Origin of the sequence: Komagataeibacter medellinensis NBRC 3288 (genome assembly GCF_000182745.2) — a bacterium.
GTDB classification, from domain to species: Bacteria; Pseudomonadota; Alphaproteobacteria; order Acetobacterales; family Acetobacteraceae; genus Komagataeibacter; species Komagataeibacter medellinensis.
The window spans coordinates 2,152,497-2,172,329 of the sequence record NC_016027.1; the positions used below are offsets into that span (position 1 = coordinate 2,152,497).

Sequence of the window (19,833 nt, forward strand, 5' to 3'; positions counted from 1 at the left end):
GGGTCGAGGGAAAGCGGTCATACGGGACGATCCGTTGCTGATGCCTCGGAGGAAACAAAGCCAATGAAGACGGTTGGGCACGACTCACTGAAAACGGGCCGCACACTCAATGTGGACGGCAAGACCTACCATTATTTCTCGATCCCGGAAGCTGAAAAGACAATCGGCTCCGTCACGCACCTGCCGGTCAGCCTGAAAGTGCTGCTGGAGAACGTACTGCGGTTCGAGGACGGGCATTCCTACTCGGTTGAGGATGCCAAGGCCATCGCCGAATGGCTGAAGGAAGGGCGCAGCACGAAGGAAGTTCCCTTCAAGCCCGCGCGTATCCTGATGCAGGATTTTACCGGCGTTCCCGCCGTGGTCGATCTGGCCGCGATGCGCGACGGTATCCTCAAGCTCAAGGGTGACCCGCAGAAGGTGAACCCGCTGGTTCCCGTCAACCTTGTGATCGACCATTCGGTCATGGTGGACGTGGCCGGCACGCAGGATGCGCTGCAGGACAACGTGACCATCGAGTTCGAGCGCAATGGCGAGCGTTACGCTTTCCTGCGCTGGGGCCAGGAAGCGTTCGAGAACTTCTCCGTCGTGCCGCCCGGCACGGGGATCTGCCACCAGGTGAACCTGGAATACATCGCTCAGGCAGTCTGGACGGCAAACGTGGGTGGCAAGGACTATGCCTACCCCGACACGCTGTTCGGCACCGACAGCCACACCACCATGGTCAACGGCATGGGCGTGCTGGGTTGGGGTGTTGGCGGGATCGAGGCGGAAGCCGCGATGCTGGGCCAGCCCATCGCCATGCTGATCCCCGATGTGATCGGCTTCAAGATGACGGGCAAGCTGCCCGAGGGTGCGACAGCAACCGACCTGGTGCTGACCGTGACCCAGATGCTGCGCAAGAAGGGCGTTGTCGGCAAGTTTGTCGAGTTCTTCGGCCCGGCACTTGACCACCTGCCGGTGGCCGATCGCGCGACCATTGCCAACATGGCGCCGGAATATGGTGCGACTTGCGGCTTCTTCCCCGTTGATGACCTGACGCTGGATTACCTGCGCCAGACCGGTCGTGAAGAGCACCGCATCAAGCTCACGGCTGAATACCTGAAGGCCCAGGGCATGTTCCGTCATGCCGACTCGGCGCATCCCAAGTTCACCGATACGCTGGAACTTGACCTGTCCACCATCGTGCCCTCCATCGCAGGCCCCAAGCGCCCGCAGGACCGCGTTGTGCTCAAGGGTGCCGACAAGGCGTTCGAGAGCGAACTGACCGGTAGCCTGGGCGTGCCCGCGTCCGACAAGGACAAGAAGGCCAAGGTGGCCGGCACCAATTATGAGATCGGCCACGGTGACGTGGTGATCGCAGCCATCACCTCGTGCACCAATACCTCCAACCCCGCCGTGCTGATCGCGGCAGGTCTGGTGGCGAAGAAGGCACGCGCGCTGGGCCTGAAGCCCAAGCCGTGGGTCAAGACCTCGCTCGCACCGGGTTCGCAGGTGGTGACGGACTACCTCAACCGTGCCGGCCTGCAGGACGAACTGGACGCGATGGGCTTCAACACCGTGGGCTACGGCTGCACGACCTGTATCGGCAACTCCGGCCCGCTGGAAGATCACATCGTCGATGCGATCGAGAACAACAAGCTGGTTGCGGTTTCGGTGCTGTCGGGCAACCGTAACTTCGAAGGCCGTATCTCGCCCAACGTGCGCGCCAACTACCTGGCCAGCCCGCCGCTGGTGGTCGCCTACTCCCTGCTGGGCACGATGCGTGAGGACATCACGACCACGCCGCTGGGAACCTCCAAGGACGGCAAGCCGGTGTACCTGAAGGACATCTGGCCGACCAACCACGAGATCGCGGCCCTGATGGGGTCCGCCATCACGCGTGAAGAGTTCATCAACCGCTACAAGCACGTAAGCCAGGGCACCAAGGAATGGCAGGCGCTGAAAGTCGCCACCGGTTCCGAGACCTACAAGTGGGATTCGTCCTCCACCTATGTGCAGGACCCGCCGTATTTCCAGGACATCACGCCCGAGCCCAAGTTGCGTGGCGACATCATTGGTGCGCGCCTGCTCGCACTGCTGGGTGACAACATCACCACCGACCACATCTCGCCTGCCGGCGCGATCAAGGAAAGCTCGCCTGCCGGCAAGTACCTTGAAGCACATGGCGTGGCGAAGAAGGACTTCAACTCCTACGGCTCGCGCCGTGGCAATGACCGTGTGATGGTGCGCGGCACATTTGCCAACATCCGCATCAAGAACGAGATGCTGCCCGGCACCGAAGGGGGCGTGTCCAAGCACTTCCCGGACGGCAAGGAAGGCTCCATCTACGATGTGGCGATGGAATACAAGAAAGAGGGCGTACCCCTGGTCGTGATCGGCGGCAAGGAATACGGCATGGGCTCCTCGCGTGACTGGGCGGCCAAAGGCACCCTGCTGCTGGGCGTGCGTGCGGTTGTTGCCGAAAGCTTCGAGCGTATCCACCGTTCCAATCTGGTGGGCATGGGCGTGCTGCCGCTCCTGTTCGAGGAAGGTACGACGCGCAAGACGCTGGGCCTGAAGGGCGATGAGACCTTCGAAATCCGTGGACTGGACAAGATCACGCCGCGGATGACCATGACCATGACCATCACCCGCGCCGATGGCTCCAAGCAGGACGTTCCTCTGCTGTGCCGTGTCGATACGCTGGATGAGGTGGAGTATTTCCGCAATGGCGGCATTCTCCAGACCGTGCTGCGTGGCATGACGCAGGACGCCTGAACCTGCACACTGTTCCGGCCTCGGTCGGAACAGGACTGAATAGACGGCGGCCCTGTTATTACGGGCCGCCGTTTTTTTATGAACAGGTTATATATGCATATTTTGCATATGTTTTTGTCGTTACCGTTGCGTTCCGCACATATCCGTGGTGTCTTTTCTCTATATTGTGTATAAATAAGATGCCGTCTAAAAACACGACTGTGTAATAACACATTTGGATGTGATGGAGCCCCATGGATCTGCTTTCTGCCCTGCATAGCTTTGTCCGTGTGGCTGCCACGGGTTCGTTCTCTGCCGTCTCGCGTGAGACGGGTGCGAGCCAGCCAACCATCTCACGTCATATCGCTCTGCTGGAGGCGCATTATGGCGCCACCCTGTTTGCGCGCACCACCCGCAGCCTGATGATGACGGAAGATGGCCGTAGTCTGCTGCCGCATGCCTATGAAGTGCTGGAAATCCTGGAAACGGCGGAAACGGCGCTGGGCCGTCGCCGGGCTTCGGTATCGGGGCTGGTGCGGCTGGGTGTGACCACGGCATTCGGGCTGTACCTGACCAGTCGGCTGGGTAGCCTGCTGGAAGAGCATCCCGACCTGTCGGTTGAACTGGTCATGCGTGACGGGTTTGGTGATTTGGTGGAAGAAGGGCTGGATCTTGCCGTGCGGATCGGTTCCATAGCCGAAGGTTCGCTGATCGCCCGCCGTCTGGGCTCCGTGCATCGCTGCGTGGTTGCCTCAACCGATTATCTGGCCCGTCGTGGCATGCCCGAACACCCGCGTGATCTGCTCAACCATCCCTGTATCGCCTACAGCTATGGCGGCATGCGCCACGACTGGCCCTTTACCCGCAAGGGAGAAAGCGAGACGGCGGTAGCAGCCAGCGGTCCCTTCCGTGCCAATTGCAGTGAAGCGGTGCTGCAGGCGGTCCGGGCCGGGCTTGGCATTGGTATGCTGCCGATCTTCCAGGTAGAAGAGGATATCGCGTCTGGAAAGCTCAGGCAGTTGCTACCGGAATGGACGGTGCCTGAACTGCCTTTTTATGCCGTGCATACTGGTCCGCGTACCCTGCCGCTGCGTACGCGCACGGTGCTGGATTTCCTGATCGAGATTTCAGACGTGCTGCGGCAGGGTTAAAAGAAGAGACGTTTCGGGGTGCCGCTTTTTTTCAAAAAGGCGGCATTTTTCTGAAGCTGTTTGAAAAAGTCTTCACCAAAGACTTCTCTGGTTCACAGGCTTTTTTAAGCTGTTACGTCAGTCCAGCGGATTGCCCTGTCCTGCTGGGGTTGCGGCCGGGTCACGCGAGAGGCGCGCGCGCTGTTCCTCGCTGGAGGCCAGCATGTCGCTGTTGAACCCATCATGCAGGACCTGCGCCCAGCCTGCCATCCATGTATTCGTGCGCTTGACGAAATCGGCTGCCGCCGGCTGCTGGCCCAGCGTGTCCTTGTTCCAGAACTCGGGCGTGCGCAGCATCTTGGTGCTATCGGTATTGACGGGGTTGATGAAGATGGTCACCGTCTCGACATTGACGTTGTGGTCACCGGCAGGGGTGCTGTAGCTCCAGCCCGATTTCAGGAAGACCGGTGGCAGGATGAACCCTTCTTCCTTCAGCCTGTTGGCGATGATGGCCGTGCGGTTGATGGATGCGGGATAGACCGCTGCCGTAAACCAGCATTCCATTGCGGGTGGATGGGCTGACAGCACGTGGGACATGAAGTTACGGTCATCGTGGCAGCTGGAGTCGATGGAAGCGATTGCGGTCTCGGGAACAGGCTGGGTGCTGCCTTCCGCGCCAATCAGTCCGGTCACGACATGGCCTTGTACACGCACCAGCACATTTTCCAGCACTTCGCCATGCGGGCCGTTGATGATGTTCATGACCGGATGCCATACCCCCGCCGGGAGCGGCAGGATGCGCCCGGCAAAGGGAATTGCCTTGGTCAGCCGGTCGGTAATCGGCATCATGGTGATCACGCCATCGCCATCATTATTGCCACCGGTGCTGTCCACCCCTTCCGCCGGAGCATTATGCATGCCCAGGTGGTTATGGATGGAGGCAGAAATCGCCGCCAATTTGGGTAGGAGACGCGTCAGGTAGGCTGGCGGGAAAATGAACGTCAGCAACCCGAAAGGCAGGATGAGGTAAAGGCAGAGCCGCCATAGGGGCGCGCGCTGCCACAGGCGTGAGAAAGCAGACATTCAGTCGCTCAAGCCGCGCACGGCCACGCCTTTCCGCAAACGGGGGGGCAGACTGGTAGGGGTGGCAGTGCAACGTGACACGGAGCGGATCATGGCAGCCATGGATCAGGAACTGATCCGCGCGCGCTGGGCTTCTTTGTCCTGGTCCGCGATCTCGGCCACGATTCCATCCTCGTTCTGCACCACGCGCACCAGCTTCGCACCCTGCTGGCGTGCGGTGATCAGGGAGTCGCTGATCATGTCCTCAATGGAGCGCGCCAGGTCGCGCGCACTGGCGGCAGGACCCATGCGGTCCTGACGACGCATGACCTCGAACAGCAGGGCGGGGTCGATACCGCCAGTCTCCACCTTCAGGCCATAGCTGTCGATCATCGCCTCGATCTCGAGTGCTGAAACGCGGGCAATGTCCAGTCCCTCGAGCGGGCGGAACACGAAGATGCGGTCCAGCCGGTTCAGGACTTCCGGCGCGAATCCCGCCTGGCGCAGTGCCTCGACCGACTCGGCGCGCATCTTGTCCGGTTCGTCCGCCAGCCGGTCCGCAATCTCGGACAGCGCATCGGTGGCGATGTTGGAGGTCAGGATAAAAATGCAGCGTACGGTCGAGATCTGCTGTCCAGTCGAGGCCTCGGTCACATGGCCATCATTCCATGCCGTCAGGAATTTCTTGAAGACATCGGGGTGAGCCTTCTCGATTTCGTCTAATAGCACCACCGCATCGGGTTTTTCCTTCAGGCCGCCGGTCAGCTTGCCGTAGGTGTCGGAGCCGACATAGCCCTTGGGCGAGCCGAAAAGCTGGGTCGCGGCGTGGGGCGAACTCATCTGCGTCATGTCGAAGTTGAGCAGCGGGCGGTCAAGCTGGCGGGCGAGTTGCTTGGCCAGATAGGTCTTGCCCGTGCCCGGCGGCCCGGCAAGCAGGAAAATCCCCACCGGCTTGCCACGGACCTGCAGCGCCAGGCGGCGGCGCAACTGGGTCGCCACGTCCTCGCATACCTGGTCCTGCCCGATCACGCGGGCGCGCAGGCTTGCGGCCAGTTCTTCCGCGTCGATCACGGTTTCTTTCTGTTCACGCGCCAGCATTTCCTCCAGCGCGCTGCGATTGGTCAGCCTGGCGAGTACGTCCATTATCCATCCCCGTCTGCGTCGTATCCCCTTGCGGGCCAGTTTTTCGGCCCGGTTCTCGAACCACAGCCCGGTCAGCGCCAGCAGGGCGCTGCCCGCTGCCACGACCGGATAGGCCGGGGCACACCATTCCATGAAATGCCGTACGCTGGCGAGCGAAAGATGCAACGCCATCGCCGCCTGAAAGCTGCCCAACACCAGGAATATGACCATGATGAAGGGTACAAGCCGTTCCATCAGCCCTGAATAGAGCGGTTTCATTGCACGACCACCCCGATTACGATTTCGGTATCCCGCGTCAGGGTTGGCAGGGGCGTCGGCCCCGGTACGAACACCGCGCCCGCGTGGATGCCGGTGGGCCCCGGATCGCCTGCGGCGGTAATGGAGACGTTGCCGGCAATGCGTATGGGCAGGATCACGCTTTTGGGCTGCGCGCCCAGATGCACGGTCTGCACCAGCCCCAGCGATTGCACGTTCACAACCGCGTTGCCGCCCGTCATGTCATACATCGGCATGTCCGCCAGCACGATGTCCCGCCGTTTCAGCGCGGCCAGGATCTCGGCCTGCTGCTGGATGGAATAGGAAGTCTGGCGCAGCATGTCCGCCGCATGCTCGGGCGAGATCATGGGCATCTGACCCATCATGTCCGGGCGATTCTGTACCGGGGCGTTGAGCGTGAGGTGGCTGCCATCATCGGCACCCCCACTCCCCGCTTCCGCTGCGGTTGGGGGTGTCTGGCTGCCGCTGCCGCCTTCGCGTGCCGTCAGCAGTCCGCCACTGCCCAGGCCGCCCGCCGCCACCACGGCCGCGATCAGCCCCACCACGACCAGCTTACGGCTGGCGAGGCGTTCACTGCGTTCCCGTGCGGGTTCAGGCGGCGATTGCAAGGGCGTCATCAATTCATAATGCGGCTCAGGCGGGTCATATGGCAAGACGTTAAGAGACAGGAAATGTAACCCTGCTCCATATATATATAGTTCTTGCGGACAGGCTGGTCGTGACCTATGCTACTGACAATTCCTTCATCTCTGGTTCTTCTTTGGGGGGTAGCCGCAGGGCTGCCTTTTTTGCATTGGACGCTGATCTGCCTTTCCTGACGGGCCTTGATGCCCGCATTGCCGCGATGATCGCACCGGCACTGGCCGACATGGGGTTTGACCTCGTGCGCGTGGCGGTGCTGGGGCGCGAGTCTCCTACCGTACAGATCATGGCCGACCGTGCCGATGGCACTCTCATTGCCATTGAGGACTGTGAGCAGATCAGCCATGCAGTTGGCGCCATACTGGACGTGGAAGACCCGCTTCCGGGGGCGTGGACGCTGGAAGTCTCGTCTGCCGGGATTGACCGGCCCCTGACCCGCGCCAAGGACTGGGAGCGTTTTGCCGGTCATCTTGCGCGTGCCGAGATGAATATGCCCATCAATGGCCGCAAGCGCTTTGCCGGTATCGTGCTGGGCGCGCGCGACGGGCATGGCCTGATGCGCCTTGATGATGGAACCGAGGTTGCGCTGCCTTTTGCCGAGATGCGCAAGGCGCGCCTTGTCCTGACGGACGAACTGATCGAGGCGAGCGCCCGGATGATGCAGCCGGACGCCACCAGTGACGAAAACGGGCCTGATGAAGAGCAGGCCGGGCTTGGCGCACCGGCAGGGGATGCTCCCCTGGCAGGAAAGCGTAAGCCTGGCCGCAAGCCGGCCCGCAAGGCCAATTGAACGATGTTGTGGAGACACTGATGGATACGTCCGTTGCCCGTCCCGAACTGCTGCTGGTGGCCGATGCCGTAGCGCGGGAAAAGTCGATTGACCGCGAGGAAGTGCTGGAAGCGATGGAACAGGCCATCCAGAAGGCCGGTCGCGCAAAATACGGCCATGAAAAGGATATTCGCGCCACCATCGACCGCAGGACGGGCGATGTGCGTCTGTCGCGCTGGACCGAGGCGGTCGAGGCGGTGGAGAACGAGGAAACCCAGATCCCGCTGTATATCGCGCGTAAGTTCAAGCCCGAGATCCAGTTGGGTGAATATCTGATCGACCCGCTGCCGCCCATCGATTTCGGGCGCATCGCGGCGCAGACGGCCAAGCAGGTCATTGTCCAGCGCGTGCGCGAATACGAGCGTCGCCGCCAGTTCAATGACTTCAAGGACCGCGTGGGCGAGATCATCAACGGTACCGTCAAGCGTACGGAATACGGCAACCTGCTGGTCGAGATCGGCGATGCCGAGGCTCTGCTGCGCCGTGACGAACTGATCCCGCGCGAAAGCTTCCGTAATTCCGACCGTGTGCGTGCCTACATCTATGATGTGCGTGACGAACCGCGTGGTCCGCAGATCTTCCTTTCGCGCACACACCCGGCGTTCCTCGCCAAGCTGTTCGCGCAGGAAGTGCCCGAGATCTATGATGGTATCATCGAGATCAAGGCCGTGGCGCGTGACCCCGGCTCGCGTGCCAAGATGGCCGTCATATCGCGTGATGCCGCAATCGACCCGGTCGGCGCCTGCGTGGGTGTGCGTGGCCGGCGCGTGCAGGAAGTTGTCAAGGAACTTCAGGGCGAGAAGATCGATATTATTCCGTGGAGTCCACAGGCTGCGACCTTTGTCGTCAACGCCCTTGCCCCGGCTGAAGTCAGCAAGGTGGTGATGGATGAGGATGCGGGCCGAGTCGAGGTTGTCGTTCCCGATGACCAGCTTAGCCTTGCCATCGGGCGCCGCGGGCAGAACGTGCGTCTGGCCAGCCAGCTCACACGCTGGGATATTGATATTCTGACCGAGGCCGAGGAATCGGAGCGCAGGCAGGAAGAGTTCCGTCGCCGTAGCAGTCAGTTCGTCACTTCGCTTGATGTGGATGATGTGATTGCAGGTTTGCTGGTAACCGAAGGGTTCCATTCCGTCGAGGAACTGGCCTTCGCCGATCCCGAAGAACTGGCGAACATCGAGGGTTTTGACGAAGATGTGGCCGGTGAACTTGTCCTGCGTGCCGAGCGGCACCTTGCCCAGCAGGAAGAACAGCTGGACGAAAAGCGCCGCGACCTTGGCGTGACCGACGATATTGCGGTACTGGGTGTGTTCACCAACCAGATGCTGGTGACGCTGGGTGAAAAAGGCGTGAAGACGCTTGATGACCTGGCTGATCTGGCGGGTGATGAACTGGTCGAGATTCTGGGCAGCGATGCCATAGATGAGGATGCGGCCAACGAAATCATCATGGCGGCACGTGCCCACTGGTTTGATGGTGACGCGAAGGGCGATGCCGAGTCCGGGAAAGAGGAGACGTCCGACGTCTGATCAGGAGGAACATCCCGACGTGCAGGACGCGGGCGACATGGAGCATGAAGAGCGCGGTCCGCTGCGTCGCTGTGCCGTGACCCGCGCCCGCCTGCCAAAGGAGGAAATGATCAGGTTCGTCATTTCGCCTGATGGAGTCGTGATCCCTGATCTTTCCGCACGTCTGCCCGGACGGGGAATTTGGTTGAGCGCACGTGCGGATGTGTTAGAAACAGCACGCACACGCGGCGTATTCGCCCGTGCGGCAAGGGGAAGGGTTGTTATTCCCCCTGACCTGACCCATCTTGTAAGGGATGGACTGCTACGGCGCATGATGGATGTCGTAGGGCTGGCACGGCGGGCCGGGCAGATTGTCTGCGGCTTTGCCAAGGTGCGTGAGTGGGTTGAGGGCGGTCGTGCCGGTCTGGTTATCCAGGCGGTCGATGGCAGCCCCGACGAGAGGAAGAGAGTTTTGTCTGGTGCACGGGAACTGCCGGTTGTGGTTGTTCCTACGGCACTGGGTCTGGGTGCGGCATTTGGCCGTGACCATGTTGTTCATGCAGCAATGCTGCATGGTGAGCTGGCACGTCGTTTCCGTACCGAGAATGAACGTTTTGCGGGTCTGTCCGGCAGGATCGGCCCGAATTCGGCGGAGTGTTCCGCCGGACGGTGTGAACAGGCGGGTACATGAGCGAAGGCAACGATCAGGATCAGGGTAAGGGACGCTTGTCCCTGCGGCCGGCGGGCCGGAGGGAAGTTGGACGGACGGTAGATGCCGGCTCCGTGCGGCAGAGCTTCAGCCATGGTCGATCAAAGGTGGTTCAGGTCGAGGTGCGCAAGAAGCGCGGGGCCGGGGCTGCAGGTAACGGATCGGGGCCGGCTGGCGGTCGCGCCGGTGGGCGGGGCGGTCGCGCCCTGACGGCAGCGGAGCTGGCGACGCGCCAGCGTGTGCTGGAAGAGCAGCGCAACGCCGCCATCCAGCGCGAGAAGGAAGCGCGCGAGCAGGAGAAGATCACCATCCTCTCCGCCGCGGAAGAAGCGCGCCGTCAGGAAGAGGAAAATGCCCGCCGTGCCGAAGAAGAGGCACGCGTGCAGGCTGATGCCGCCGCTGAGGAAGAGGCCCGCAAGCGGGAAAGCCGGAGTGCCGAGAAGGCCGCTCCGCCCGTAGTCGAGCCTGAGCCTGCCGGGCCGGTTGTCTCTTCCGTACCCATTCCCGGCGAAGTCACGCTTGCGCCGCCGATGCAGCGCCTGCGTCCGCTGGCCGAACGGGCGATCATGCCCGCCCAGCCAGTGCGTCCGTCGCGTCCGGCGTCTGGTGCGGCCGCGCGGCCGGCCAGTGGTGCCACTGCCGGTGCAGGTGCGGGCGAGACCCTGCGCCTGCGCAGCGGCCGTGCGGAAGGGGGCGAGGAAGAACGTCGCCCCAGCCGCCGTCCTGGTAACGCCACGCCAAGCCGTCGCCCCTCGGGTGGTGCTAAGAAGAACAGCGACAACCGTCGGGCCGGTCGCATTGACGTGCAGGCTGCGATCGAGGGGGATGACGACAAGACCCGTTCGCTCGCCTCGGTCCGTCGCCAGCGTGAGCGTGAGCGCCGTCAGGCTGAACTCGAACGCCTGCGCTCCGATCAGGTGCGCGTTGTGCGCGACGTCGTTCTGCCTGAAACAATCACGGTGCAGGAACTGGCCAACCGTATGGCCGCCCGTCAGGGTGAGGTCATCAAGGCGCTCATGAAAATGGGTGTTATGGCAACGGTCACGCAGTCGCTTGATGCGGATACAGCGGAACTGGTTGTGCAGGAATTCGGCCATCGAGTGCGTCGTGTTGCCGATAGCGATGTCGAGATCGGCATTGAGGGCATCGAGGATAAGGTGGAAGACCTCAAGCCGCGGCCGCCTGTCGTGACCGTCATGGGTCATGTCGATCACGGCAAGACCTCGCTGCTTGATGCCCTGCGTACGACCGATGTTGCCAATGGCGAAGCCGGTGGCATTACGCAGCATATCGGTGCGTATCAGGTAACCTTGGCGTCGGGTTCGAAGATCACCTTCATTGATACGCCGGGCCACGAAGCCTTTACCGCCATGCGTGCCCGTGGCGCGTCCGTAACGGACGTTGTGGTGCTGGTTGTTGCGGCGGATGACGGCGTGATGCCGCAAACGGTCGAAGCCATCAAGCATGCCAAGGCAGCCGATGCCCCGATCATTGTGGCGATTAACAAATGCGACAAGCCGGGTGCGAACCCCGACCGCGTGCGTCAGGAACTGCTGAACCACGAAATCGTGGTGGAAAGCATGGGTGGCGATACACAGGATGTCGAAGTCTCCGCGCTCAAGCGCACGGGTCTGGACAAGCTTGAGGAAGCGATTCTGTTGCAGGCCGAGATCCTTGACCTGAAGGCAAACCCGGATCGTGTTGCTGAAGGCTCGGTGATCGAAAGCCGTCTTGACCGTGGTCGTGGTCCGGTTGCGACCGTTCTGGTCCAGAAGGGTACGCTGCGCCGCTCCGATATTGTGGTGGCTGGTGCCGAATGGGGCCGTGTGCGCGCCATGATCGACGACCGGAACCGCCAGTTGGCTGATGCTGGCCCGTCCATGCCGGTTGAAATCCTGGGTATTACCGGGGTGCCAGGTGCGGGTGAGCCGTTCGTGGTGGTGGAAAACGAGAATCGCGCCCGCGAAATCTCCGAGTTCCGCCAGCGCGTGATCAAGGACCGCACGGCTGCTGGCCAGACTGCCGCACGTGGTACGCTGGACCAAATGCTGGCCCGTATTCAGGCTGGTGCGCAGAAGGAAGTGGCCGTCCTGATCAAGGCGGATGTGCAAGGCTCGGCGGAAGCGCTTGAAGCCACGGTGCAGAAGCTGGAGCATGAGGAAGTCAAGATCCGCGTGCTTAACGCCACTGTCGGCCAGATCACCGAAAGTGATGTGCAACTGGCCAAGGCGTCTGGTGCCGTCGTCATTGCCTTCAATGTCCGCGCTACGGCGCAGGCGCGTGAACTGGCGCAGCGTGAGGGTGTGGATATCCGCTACTACTCCATCATTTATCAGGTTGCTGATGATGTGGAGCAGCTGGTCCGCGGTAAGATCGCGCCCAAGCACCGCGAGAAGTTCCTTGGTTACGCCGAAATCCGCAAGGTTTTCGAAATTACCAAGGTGGGCAAGGTCGCCGGTTGTTACGTTACCGAAGGCGTGGTCAAGCGCGGCTGTGGCGTGCGTCTGCTGCGTGATAACGTCGTAATTCATGAAGGGGAGCTGAGCCAGCTCAAACGCTTCAAGGATGACGTCAAGGAAGTGGCGCGCGGTTACGAGTGCGGCCTGTCCTTTGCCGGGTATAATGACCTGCGCGAGGGTGACGTAGTTGAATGTTATGAAATGGAACTCGTCCCGGCATGAGCCGTAATTCATCCAGAAAAGGGATGAGCGAGAGCGGGCCGGCAGGGAAACTTGCCGGCCATTCCGCGTCAGGCCCCTCGCAGCGCCAGTTGCGCGTGGCGGAAGAAGTCCGTCGTGTACTGGCAGAGATATTTGCCCGTACCGAGTTCCGTGACCCGGATCTGGCGGATGTGCATATTACCGTGACCGAAGTGCGTATTTCACCCGACCTGAAGCATGCCACCGTATTCGTCGCGCGTCTGGGCCGGAGCGATGTGGCCGAACTGCTACCGGCACTCAAGCGTGTCTCGCCGTTCCTGCGCACACGCCTGTCGCACGCAGTGCGTCTGCGGGGAGTGCCTGATCTGCATTTCCAGCCCGATACGGCGCTGGATTACGCCATGGAGGTGGATACCATGCTGCGTCAGCCCGAAGTCCAGCGGGACCTGAAAGAAGACTGAACCGCGTTCGCGGATTATCCTGTTATAAAAAATGACAAAAGGTTTTGAGTGTCGCCTTTATCTTAAAGGTGACGTTCTTCTGGAGCTTTTTTTGAGAGAAAAATTCACCAGAAACTTTTATGTTGTTCAATTTTAAAAAGCCCGGTCTGGTATCTGCCAGAACCGGGCTTTTTTTATCTGTTTCTTGTAGGGCGTGACTTAATTGCGTCGGCCCATCAGCAGCAGTTGCGGGTTGCGTTCCACATCGGTGGCAAAGCCACGCAGGGCGGAAGCAGCGGCGGCAAGGTCACGCAGGGACGAATCGATATTGGAGCGGTCGGCGGAACTGGGGGCCGTAATGTCGTGCAGTCCGGCCAGTGCGCTGCGTGCTTCAGTTACCGTATCGTTGGAGTTGACAAGCAGGGTATGCAGTTCGCTGCCGCGCGCATCCAACTGTGCCGTGCCGCTATCGGCCAGATGGTTGATGGAGGCCAGCGTGGTGTCCATCCGGTGGTCAAGGTCACGGATGGCATCGGTCGCGGTATCGACCGTCACTCGCGTATGGTCGGATGTGGCGCGCACGCTGTCCACCAGGGGTGGGATGTCCTTGTCCAGCTTGTCGGCCAGCGTGCGGATACTGACCAGCATGGCATCAGCATTGTTAGCAATGTTCTTGAGTGGCAGCGCGGTCAGGGCATCGGTCAGCTTCTGCATGTCCGATTCACGGGCCGGGATCTCGATCAGGCTGGTCAGGCCGGGATGCAGCTTGGCTGGCACGCTGGGGTCGAAGGTCAGGTCTATTTCTTCCTGCCCGGTCACGAAGCTTTGCATATGCAGTTCCGCGCGCAGGCCGTTTTCGATCAGGCGTGGCAGTTCCTTGGTATCAAGCGCCTTGCCGTGACCACCTGCCATGCGCGCGCCGTTGGCTTCGAGCTCCAGCGTTACGGGAATATAGGCCTGGTGGGTCTGGGGATCAAACTGAACGGCAATATGGTCCACATGGCCGACCTGCACGCCATCGAAGGTGACAGGTGCGCCAACCCCCAGCCCATTGACCGGACTGTCGAATATGACCATGGCGCGGTTGGTGGGCGAGAAGGGATGAAACTGTCCGAACAGCGCTATGGCGGTCACACCAAGCAGAGCCCCGCCCAACACAAATGCACCGACCGTGGTCTGCCGTTCAGCCATGGTGTTCAGGTCTCCCTAGACGCAGAATGAAAAAACGCCCGAACACAATCAGTCATGCGCCCGTTTGCTGCAAGATGGCACCACCCTTACCCGTGGCAAAGCGGGGTACGGGGATGGCAGGCATGTGCCCGCCCAGTCTTTTACCATGCGGGAGGCTGGCTGCCAGCCCCCGTGGTGGAATGGGGCATTGCCGTGCATGCGTGCCTCGTCTAAACGCAGCCCACCCCCATTATCCGCACAAGGTGCCCTGCAATGCGACGCAAACGTGGACGCCCGCTTGATGGCTGGCTGATAATAGACAAGCCATTGGGAATGACTTCCACCCAGGTCGTGGGCCGGGTGCGCTACCTGTTCGATGCGGCAAAGGCGGGCCATGGCGGCACGTTGGACCCGCTCGCGACCGGTCTGCTGCCCATAGCCTTTGGCAAGGCGACCAAGACCGTACCCTATATAATGGATGGCACCAAGCGCTACCATTTCACCCTGCGCATCGGGGAAGCGCGCGATAGTGATGACGCCGAGGGCGCCGTGACCGCAACTTCAAGCGTGCGGCCCGACAATGCGGCGTTTGAGGCGGCACTCGCGGCCTTTCGTGGCGAGATCATGCAGGTGCCCCCGGTTTATTCCGCGCTGAAGGTGGGGGGAAAGCGTTCGTATGACATGGCGCGCGCGGGCAATGCGCCTGAACTTGCGCCCCGGCCCGCGCGTATCGACCGTTTCGAGCTGATTGCCCGCCCTGATGCCGACACGGCCGTGTTCGAGGTAGAATCGGGCAAGGGGGTGTATATGCGCGCGCTTGCACGCGATATTGCGCTGGCCTGCGGCACGGTGGGACATGTGGCGGCGCTGCGGCGGCTGAACGTGGGGCCTTTTGATGAATCCCATGCGATTCCACTGGACAAAATTGTCCCAAGCGTTGACAACGCGCCTGCCCCACCGGATCTGCTTCTTCCGGTCGCGACCGCGCTGGCCGACATCCCGGCGCTGGCCCTGACACGAGAGGAAGCGGATGCCCTGTCATTTGGCCAGGCGATTGACCTGGGCCTACTGGCGGACCGGATGCCGGAGTACACCGACCCCCGCTCGGGTGTCGTGCGTGCGATGGATGGGGCGCGTGTGGTCGGACTGTGCCGCCCTGAAGGCGGCCTGCTGCGATCAGTGCGCATGCTGTGAACCGAATGATCAATGGAGATGACGATGTCGATTACTGCTGAACGCCGCACGGCGCTTATTGGCGAATACCGCAATGCCGAGACCGACACGGGCTCGCCGGAAGTACAGGTTGCCCTGCTGACCGAGCGGATCGTGAACCTGACCGATCACCTGAAGACCCACGCGAAGGATTTCCATTCGCGTCGTGGCCTGCTGATGCTGGTCGGTCGCCGCCGCCGCCTGCTGGATTATGTCAAGCGCAAGGACCAGGCCCGTTACGAAACGCTTATCAAGCGCCTCGGCCTGCGTCGCTGATTTGCGACATGGTAGGAACGCGGTCATAATGCGCTCCTACCATACGACCCGCACGGGCACGGCGCATGCACCCGCATGCCCGTGTCTGGTCGGGTCGGTTATTTTCCGGTGTCCGTGACCAAACGGGTGCCATCAACACGCTGCCGACGCCACGGCGGAGATGTCCGGACCGGATCGCAGCGTTTCAGGCCACATGGTGTTCTGGCGGTATGTGCCGTCATCACTCCATGCCGTCCGAGGCGCTGCCATCAACGTTCCAATGTCCGGCCCGCCTGCATTGCGGCAGTCAACGGACAGGGTTGTCTGGATGTTTAATTATTTTCGCAAGGAAATCGAATGGGGCGGCCGCCCGCTGGTGCTGGAAACGGGCAAGGTTGCCCGCCAGGCCGATGGCGCGGTTGTCGTAACCTATGGCGACACGGTGGTGCTGTGCACGGCCGTTGGCGCCAAAAGCGTCAAGCCGGGGCAGGATTTCTTCCCGCTGACGGTCAATTATCAGGAAAAGGCCTATGCCGCGGGCAAGATCCCCGGTGGCTTCTTCAAGCGTGAAGGCCGCCCGAGCGAGGCCGAAGTCCTGAATTCCCGCCTGATCGACCGTCCGATCCGGCCGCTGTTCCCCGAAAACTTCCGCAACGAAGTGCAGGTCGTTGCCACCGTGCTCAGCCACGACATGGAAAACGACCCCGCCGTTGTGGCGCTGATCGGCTGCTCCGCTGCGCTGACGCTGTCGGGCATTCCGTTCTTTGGCCCCGTGGGTGCGGCCCGCGTGGGTTACAGCAACGGCCAGTATGTACTGAACCCGACCATTTCCCAGCTCAAGGAAAGCGAACTGGACCTGGTGGTGGCCGGCACGTCCGAAGGCGTACTGATGGTCGAGTCCGAGGCGGTCGAACTGTCCGAAGACGTGATGCTGGGTGCCGTGACATTCGGTCACGAGGCTTTCCAGCCGGTGATCGACCTGATCATCGACCTGGCGGAAAGTGCCGCCAAGGCACCGTGGGATCTGGCCGAGCCGACGGCTGAGGAAATCAAGCTGCGCAAGAAGGTGGACAAGGCCGGTCGCGCCCTGATCGCCGAAGCCTACAAGGAACGCGCCAAGCAGGTGCGTTACAAGAAGGTTGCCGCAGCGCGTGAAGCCATCCTTGCCAAGATTGGTGAGGCCGATGCCGACGCCGCCAAGCCCATGATCAAGGACCTGGAAGCCGACGTGGTCCGCACTGAGGTGCTGGATACCGGTTTCCGTATTGATGGCCGTGACCTTGAAACGATCCGTCCGATCGTGTCTGAAGTCGGCATTCTGCCGCGCGCGCATGGCTCTGCCCTGTTCACCCGTGGCGAGACGCAGGCCCTTGTGGTCGCGACCCTTGGCACCGGTCAGGACGAGCAGATCGTGGATGCGCTGGAAGGCGAATACCGCAACAACTTCATGCTGCACTATAACTTCCCCCCCTTCTCGGTGGGTGAGTGCGGGCGCATGGGCTCCCCCGGTCGCCGTGAAATTGGTCATGGCAAGCTGGCATGGCGTGCGATCCATCCGCTGCTGCCGGGCAAGGATACCTTCCCGTACACCATGCGTGTCGTGTCCGAGATCACGGAAAGCAACGGCTCCTCCTCCATGGCGACCGTATGCGGCACCTCGCTTGCGCTGATGGATGCCGGCGTGCCGCTCAAGCGCCCGGTGGCTGGTATCGCCATGGGCCTGATCAAGGAAGAGGACGACTTCGCGGTCCTGTCCGACATCCTTGGTGATGAAGATCACCTTGGCGATATGGACTTCAAGGTAGCTGGCACCGAGCAGGGTGTTACCGCTCTGCAGATGGACATCAAGATTACGTCCATCACGCCGGAAATCATGAAGATCGCGCTGGGTCAGGCCCGTCAGGGTCGTTTGCACATCCTGGGTGAAATGGCCAAGGCGTTGACCGAAGGCCGTACGGATGTCTCATCCTCTGCGCCGAAGATCACCACGATCTCGGTTCCGAAGGAAAAGATCCGCGATGTGATCGGTCAGGGCGGTAAAGTTATCCGTGAGATCGTTGAATATTCGGGTGCGAAGATCGACATCAACGATGATGGCACGATCATGATCGCCGCGTCATCTGACGAGCAGGCTGAAAAGGCCATTGAGCGAATCCGTGGCATCGTGGCCGAACCCGAAGTGGGCCACATCTATAACGGCAAGGTCGTCAAGACCGCCGATTTCGGTGCGTTCGTCAACTTCCTTGGTCCGCGTGACGGGCTGGTTCACATCTCTGAACTGGCGGATGGACGCGTTTCCAAGACGACCGATGTCGTCAAGCAGGGAGACGAGGTGAAGGTGAAGGTGCTGGGCTTTGATGATCGTGGCAAGGTCAAGCTGTCCATGCGCGTGGTTGACCAGAAGACTGGTGCCGACATTACCGAGACAGTGGGCGCCAAGCCCGGCCGTGCCCCTGGCGCGCGATAACACGCGGGCCCCGGCCTATTGATAACCCGAACGCGGGGGGCGCCACACAGCGTGCCCCCGTGTCCGGGCAGATACATGACGATGGAATGGTGATGAAGCCGATCAATGCGATCCGTATGGGCGGGACGGATATTCTGCCCCTGGTAGAAGGGGGGAAGGGCGTCTCGATCTCGACTGGCGTTTCCGCCGGGCACTGGGCGGCGGCAGGTGGCGCTGGCACGATCTCGATCGTGAATGCCGATTCCTATGATGAAGAAGGCAACATCGTCCCCCAACTCTATCATGGCAGGACACGGCGTGAACGGCATGAAGAACTGGTGGATTATGCCATTCGTGGCGGTATCGACCAGGCCCGCATCGCGCATGACCTTGCTGGTGGCAAGGGGCGGGTCCACGCTAACATTCTGTGGGAAATGGGTGGGGCCGAGCGGGTCATCACCGGTGTACTGGAAGGCGCGCCGGGCCTGATCCAGGGGCTGACCTGTGGCGCGGGCATGCCGTACCGCCTGTCAGAAATCGCAGCGCGTTTCGGTATTCATTACTATCCCATCGTGTCTTCCGCCCGCGCGTTCAACGCCCTGTGGCGGCGTGCATACAACAAGACGGCGGAATTGCTGGGTGGCGTGGTGTATGAGGACCCGTGGCGTGCGGGTGGCCATAATGGCCTGTCCAACACCGAAAATCCGCTGGTGCCGGAAGACCCGTTCCCCCGTGTGCTGGCGCTGCGTCAGCAGATGCGCGCCTTTGGGCTGGACCAGACTCCCATCATCATGGCCGGTGGCGTGTGGTGGCTGGAGGAATGGCAGGACTGGATCGACAATCCCGAACTGGGGCCGATCGTATTTCAGTTCGGCACCCGCCCGCTGCTGACGCGCGAAAGCCCGATTCCCGATGCATGGAAGCGCCGCCTGTTGACGCTGAAGAAGGGGGATGTGTTCCTCAACCGCTTCTCGCCGACCGGTTTTTACTCTTCCGCTGTGAACAACACATTCCTGCATGAACTGCGTGGGCGTTCGGAGCGGCAGGTACCGTTTTCATCCGAGGCAGTGGGCGAACATACCGCAGCCCTTGCCATTGGTGCCCGTGGGCGGCAGGTCTTTGTCACCCCCGCCGACCGACAGCGTGCGCAGCTGTGGATGGGAGAAGGCCATACCGAGGCCATGCGTACACCGGACAATACGCTGGTGTTCGTAAGCCCGGAAAAGGCACGTGAGATTCTGGCCGATCAGGGGGCCTGCATGGGCTGCCTGTCGGAATGCCGCTTTTCCAACTGGTCGCAGCGCCCGCCTGCCTATTCCAACGGGCACAAGGCTGACCCGCGTTCCTACTGCATTCAGAAAACCCTGCAGGCGGCAGCGCATGCTCATGGTCCCGACCAGGATACGGTGATTGACAATAACCTCATGTTTGGCGGCACCAATGCGTGGCGGTTCGCGACTGACCCGTTCTATGCCAATGGCTTCGTGCCCACCGTGGCGCAGTTGCTTGAACGGATCATGAGTGGGCGCTAAGTGCCATTATTGACTAAAAAGAATAGAAGTTTTTGGCGAAGCTTTTTTCCAGAAAAGCTTCAAGACAACGCCGCCTTTTGAAA

General features: G+C 61.3%; 15 protein-coding genes. 11 read left to right on the forward strand and 4 right to left on the reverse strand.

What is annotated here, in order from left to right:
• Positions 1-63 precede the first annotated feature (63 nt).
• Both acnA and GLX_RS10085 read left to right on the forward strand, forming a co-directional pair.
• The gene (gene acnA, locus GLX_RS10080; protein WP_014105863.1) at positions 64-2,757 is read left to right on the forward strand and encodes an aconitate hydratase AcnA; all 2,694 of its coding nucleotides are present in this window, start codon (positions 64-66) and stop codon (positions 2,755-2,757) included.
• A 233-nt stretch (positions 2,758-2,990) separates the two neighbouring features.
• A complete protein-coding gene (locus GLX_RS10085; protein WP_014105864.1) occupies positions 2,991-3,887 on the forward strand; it encodes a LysR family transcriptional regulator in 897 nt (298 codons plus the stop codon).
• Between the two features lie 117 nt (positions 3,888-4,004).
• On the opposite strand, the gene GLX_RS10090 is transcribed toward GLX_RS10085, so the two are convergent.
• The 3 genes from GLX_RS10090 to GLX_RS10100 all read right to left on the reverse strand — a co-directional run bounded on the left by GLX_RS10090 (position 4,005) and on the right by GLX_RS10100 (position 6,964).
• Positions 4,005-4,949 (reverse strand): hypothetical protein, encoded by a 945-nt coding sequence (locus GLX_RS10090; RefSeq protein WP_014105865.1) that lies wholly within the window; start codon positions 4,947-4,949, stop codon positions 4,005-4,007.
• Between the two features lie 105 nt (positions 4,950-5,054).
• Positions 5,055-6,329, reverse strand: a complete 1,275-nt coding sequence (locus GLX_RS10095) for an AAA family ATPase (RefSeq protein WP_014105866.1) — start codon at positions 6,327-6,329, stop codon at positions 5,055-5,057.
• Complete coding sequence (locus GLX_RS10100; RefSeq protein WP_228391371.1) at positions 6,326-6,964, reverse strand: hypothetical protein; 639 nt, start codon at positions 6,962-6,964, stop codon at positions 6,326-6,328. Before GLX_RS10100 ends, GLX_RS10095 begins: the two co-directional genes overlap by 4 nt.
• Before the next feature lie 176 nt (positions 6,965-7,140).
• Between GLX_RS10100 and rimP the strand changes: the two genes are divergently transcribed.
• From rimP to rbfA, 5 genes are read left to right on the forward strand one after another with little or no spacing between them, the layout of a single operon-like run.
• Positions 7,141-7,779, forward strand: coding sequence for a ribosome maturation factor RimP (rimP, locus tag GLX_RS10105; protein WP_041247346.1), 639 nt, complete (start codon positions 7,141-7,143; stop codon positions 7,777-7,779).
• Positions 7,780-7,799: 20 nt separating this feature from the next.
• Positions 7,800-9,347, forward strand: coding sequence for a transcription termination factor NusA (nusA, locus tag GLX_RS10110; protein ID WP_014105869.1), 1,548 nt, complete (start codon positions 7,800-7,802; stop codon positions 9,345-9,347).
• Positions 9,348-9,366: 19 nt separating this feature from the next.
• Entirely contained in the window at positions 9,367-10,017 is a 651-nt protein-coding gene (locus GLX_RS10115) for an RNA-binding protein (protein WP_014105870.1), read from the forward strand.
• Positions 10,014-12,716 (forward strand): translation initiation factor IF-2, encoded by a 2,703-nt coding sequence (gene infB, locus GLX_RS10120; RefSeq protein WP_014105871.1) that lies wholly within the window; start codon positions 10,014-10,016, stop codon positions 12,714-12,716. Before GLX_RS10115 ends, infB begins: the two co-directional genes overlap by 4 nt.
• Positions 12,717-12,739: 23 nt before the next feature.
• Positions 12,740-13,156, forward strand: a complete 417-nt coding sequence (gene rbfA / locus GLX_RS10125) for a 30S ribosome-binding factor RbfA (protein WP_081477892.1) — start codon at positions 12,740-12,742, stop codon at positions 13,154-13,156.
• Between the two features lie 198 nt (positions 13,157-13,354).
• On the opposite strand, the gene GLX_RS10130 is transcribed toward rbfA, so the two are convergent.
• Complete coding sequence (locus GLX_RS10130) at positions 13,355-14,326, reverse strand: MlaD family protein (protein WP_014105873.1); 972 nt, start codon at positions 14,324-14,326, stop codon at positions 13,355-13,357.
• A 252-nt stretch (positions 14,327-14,578) separates the two neighbouring features.
• On the opposite strand from GLX_RS10130, the gene truB reads away from it, so the two are divergent.
• The 4 genes from truB (at position 14,579) to GLX_RS10150 (ending at position 19,750) form a co-directional block, all read left to right on the forward strand.
• Entirely contained in the window at positions 14,579-15,499 is a 921-nt protein-coding gene (gene truB, locus GLX_RS10135; protein WP_014105874.1) for a tRNA pseudouridine(55) synthase TruB, read from the forward strand.
• Positions 15,500-15,523: 24 nt separating this feature from the next.
• Positions 15,524-15,793 carry a 30S ribosomal protein S15 gene (gene rpsO, locus GLX_RS10140; RefSeq protein ID WP_014105875.1) on the forward strand — a complete coding sequence of 90 codons (270 nt, stop codon included), beginning with the start codon at positions 15,524-15,526 and terminating at the stop codon, positions 15,791-15,793.
• A gap of 307 nt (positions 15,794-16,100) precedes the next feature.
• Positions 16,101-18,239 carry a polyribonucleotide nucleotidyltransferase gene (pnp, locus tag GLX_RS10145; protein ID WP_014105876.1) on the forward strand — a complete coding sequence of 713 codons (2,139 nt, stop codon included), beginning with the start codon at positions 16,101-16,103 and terminating at the stop codon, positions 18,237-18,239.
• A gap of 92 nt (positions 18,240-18,331) precedes the next feature.
• On the forward strand, positions 18,332-19,750 hold the full coding sequence (locus tag GLX_RS10150) for an NAD(P)H-dependent flavin oxidoreductase (RefSeq protein ID WP_041247797.1): 1,419 nt from the start codon (positions 18,332-18,334) through the stop codon (positions 19,748-19,750).
• Positions 19,751-19,833: the final 83 nt, after the last annotated feature.